The 3,398-nt window shown below is 75.5% G+C and carries 3 protein-coding genes and 1 pseudogene; 3 read left to right on the top strand and 1 reads right to left on the bottom strand.

Going from position 1 to position 3,398, the window contains the following annotated elements; translation table 11 throughout:
- Positions 1-152 (bottom strand): annotated as a pseudogene (locus tag VER05_RS17145) (succinate dehydrogenase, cytochrome b556 subunit); the annotation flags it as partial.
- Between the two features lie 228 nt (positions 153-380).
- Here VER05_RS17145 and VER05_RS17140 point away from each other — a divergent pair.
- The 3 genes from VER05_RS17140 to VER05_RS17130 all read left to right on the top strand — a co-directional run.
- Complete coding sequence (locus VER05_RS17140; RefSeq protein WP_324846527.1) at positions 381-1,535, top strand: mannose-1-phosphate guanylyltransferase; 1,155 nt, start codon at positions 381-383, stop codon at positions 1,533-1,535.
- A 104-nt stretch (positions 1,536-1,639) separates the two neighbouring features.
- On the top strand, positions 1,640-2,830 hold the full coding sequence (locus VER05_RS17135) for an amidohydrolase (protein WP_324846526.1): 1,191 nt from the start codon (positions 1,640-1,642) through the stop codon (positions 2,828-2,830).
- Between the two features lie 225 nt (positions 2,831-3,055).
- The coding region (locus VER05_RS17130) for a BMP family lipoprotein (protein ID WP_324846525.1) at positions 3,056-3,398 on the top strand (343 nt) is incomplete at its 3' end.

Here is a 3,398-nt window from a genome sequence, read left to right as displayed (position 1 = left end):
TGCACGAGCAGGAAGAAGAAGATGAGCACGCCGGTGATCCGGTGGGCGACCCAGGACCACATGCCTTCGCGGCCGCGGTAGAGGGTGCCGCCGGGGATCCGCTTGGCCGTGGGGGCGGCGTCGTCGCGGGCTTCGGCAGGCGCAGTGGGCACGGGTGGCCTCCTGGCGAGTTCGGGCGGGACTGCTGTGTCCGGTCCGTTCACTGTAGTGATCGTGCGCTGGGTCACCCGCCGGAGGAGGGGCGATCGGGCCCCGATGTGACCAAGCGCACACGCGGGCCGGGACCAGAGTCCCTGGTCGGGCCCCGGCGCCGCGGCGACCACCCACACGGGTGACGGCGCCCCCGCGCGCGCCCGGTTCGTCCCGATACGCTGCCCGCCATGTCGAGCCCCGCCACGCCCGCGTCGCCCGCGCAGCCCCGCCTGATCGACGGCTTCCACGCCGTCGTCCCCGCCGGGGGTGCCGGCACCCGGCTGTGGCCGCTCTCCCGCCAGGGCTCGCCCAAGTTCCTGCACGACCTCACCGGCACCGGCCGCACCCTGCTGCAGGGCACGGTCGACCGGCTGCTCCCGCTGACCGGGCGGGACGGCGTGCTGGTCGTGACCGGCGTCCGGCACGCGGAGGCCGTCGCGGCGCAGCTGCCGGAGCTCGGCCCGGGCCAGGTCGTCGCCGAGCCCTCGCCCCGCGACTCGATGGCCGCCATCGGGCTGGCCGCGGCGATCCTCGCGGAGCGGCACGGCCCCGAGGTCGTCCTCGGCTCGTTCGCCGCGGACCACGTCATCGACGACCTGGCCGGCTTCTGGTCGGCGGTGACCGAGGGGGTCGCGGCCGCGCGCGCCGGGTACGTGGTGACCATCGGGATCGAGGCCACCGAGCCGTCGACCGCGTTCGGCTACATCCGGGCCGCCGGCCCGCTCGGCGCCGACGGGGCCCCGAGCGCCCGGCACGTCGCCGGCTTCACCGAGAAGCCCGACGCGGAGACCGCCGCCGAGTACCTGGCGACCGGCGACTACTGGTGGAACGCCGGCATGTTCCTCGTGCAGGCGGGCGTGCTGCTCGACCACCTCGCGCGGCAGCTGCCCCCGCTGGCCGCCGGCCTGCGGGCGATCGCGGCGGCGTGGGCGGACCCGGAGCGCCGGGACGCCGTGCTCGCCGAGACCTGGCCCGGGCTGACCAAGATCGCCATCGACCACGCCATCGCCGAGCCGGTCGCGGCCGCCGGCGGGGTCGCGGTCGTGCCGGGCTCGTTCACCTGGGACGACGTGGGCGACTTCGACTCGCTCGCGGCGCTGCTGCCCGCGGTGGGCGTCGACGGCGGCCGCACGCTGGGCGACGACGCGCTGGTGCAGCGGCTGGACGCCGCGGGGGCGGTCGTCGTCCCCGGCGGCGGGCGGGCGGTCACCGTGCTGGGCGTCCGGGACGCCGTGGTGGTCGACACCGCGGACGCGCTGCTGGTCACCACACGCGCGCACGCGCAGGCGGTCAAGGGGGCCGTCGACGGCTGGCGCGAGCGCGGCCGCGACGACCTGCTCTGACGGCCCACCGGCGGCCCGCCGGCGGCCCGCCGGCGGCCCGCCCCGCAGGCGGCCCGGCGGACCTGGACCTGCCGCCACCTGCGCGGACGGCTAGGGTCGGGAGGGTGATCGTCGACGCCACCCGGGTCAACCAGCTCGTCGCCACCCTGCAGCCCGAGCTGGTGGAGATCCGGCGCGACATCCACGCCCACCCCGAGCTCGGCCGCACGGAGCAGCGCACCACCCGCCTGATCGCGGAGCGGCTGCGGCTGGCCGGGCTGTCGCCGCGCCTGCTGCCCGGGACCGGCCTCACCTGCGACATCGGGCCGAGCCCGGTGGAGACCGGCCGCCGCCGGATCGCCCTGCGCGCCGACATCGACGCCCTGCCGGTCCAGGAGACCACCGGGCTGCCGTACGCCTCGACCGTGCACGGCGTCGCGCACGCCTGCGGGCACGACGTGCACACCACGGCGCTGCTCGGGGCCGGGCTGGTGCTGGCCGAGCTGCACGAGGCCGGGGAGCTGCCGACCGGCGTGCGCCTGGTGTTCCAGCCCGCCGAGGAGGTGCAGCCCGGCGGCGCGCTCGACGTGCTGCAGGCCGGCGCGATGGACGGCATCGGCCGGATCTTCGCGCTGCACTGCGACCCGAAGGTCGACGTCGGCCGGATCGGCAGCCGCATCGGCCCGATCACCTCGGCGTCGGACGAGATCACCGTCGTGCTCACCGGCCCCGGCGGCCACACGTCGCGCCCGCACCTCACCGCCGACCTCGTGTACGCGCTCGGCCAGGTCATCACCCAGGTGCCCGCGGTGCTCGGCCGGCGGCTGGACCCGCGGTCCGGCGTCAACCTCACCTGGGGCGCCGTGCAGGCGGGCTCGGCGCACAACGCGATCCCGGCGTCCGGCTCGGTGCGCGGCACGCTGCGCTGCCTGGACGTGCGCGCGTGGGAGAAGGCGTCCCAGGTGCTGCACGCCGCCGTCGAGCAGGTCGTCGCGCCGTACGGCGTGGAGGTCGAGGTGCGGCACCAGCGCGGCGTCCCGCCGGTGGAGAACGACGAGCGGGCGGTCGCCGTGCTCGAGGCCGCGGCGCGGGACGTGCTGGGCGAGGAGTCGGTGCAGCTGACCGAGCAGTCGCTCGGCGGCGAGGACTTCGCCTGGTACCTCACGAAGGTCCCGGGCGCGATGGCGCGGCTGGGCACGCGGACCCCCGGAGGGCGCAGCTACGACATCCACCAGGGCGACCTCCAGGTGGACGAGCGCGCGATCGGCCTGGGCATGCGGCTCCTCGCGCGCGTCGCCGCGGGTCAGGACGCGTGAGCGGTCCCGACCCGTGGACAGGGGTGTGTCACGCCTCAGACGCAAAGTGACGCTTGCATAACGAAGCGCCCGCGTTACCGGCAAGTAACGTGCTGGACCCCTCGGGCTGATTAGTGTTCGGTCCTATAGAGGCCGACGGACCGGTCCTCCCGTGCAACGGTGCTCGGGAGGGCCCAGGGGTCCTTCCCTGCGCGGCCCTGCTACGAGAACGACAGGAGCTATCAGGTGAAGAGAGCGACTCAGGTCACCGCGCTCGCGGCCGTCGCCGCGCTCGCGCTGGCCGCGTGCGGTGCTGCGCCCGAGGACGACGAGACCACCGGCGGCGGCGAGGGCACCGCGGGCGGCAACTCCGACTTCTCCGCGTGCATGGTGTCCGACGCCGGCGGTTTCGACGACCAGTCCTTCAACCAGGCCGGTTTCGAGGGCCTGGAGCAGGCGGAGTCCGAGCTGGGGATCACGGCCACCGAGGTCGAGTCCTCGGCGGACACGGACTACGCGCCGAACATCGACAACCTCGTCCAGCAGGGCTGCAACCTCGTCATCGGCGTCGGGTTCCTCCTCGAGGACC

This window comes from Cellulomonas sp. (assembly GCF_035634735.1).
Classification (GTDB): domain Bacteria; phylum Actinomycetota; class Actinomycetes; order Actinomycetales; family Cellulomonadaceae; genus Cellulomonas.
This window is presented reverse-complemented; position numbering and strand designations above follow the sequence as displayed.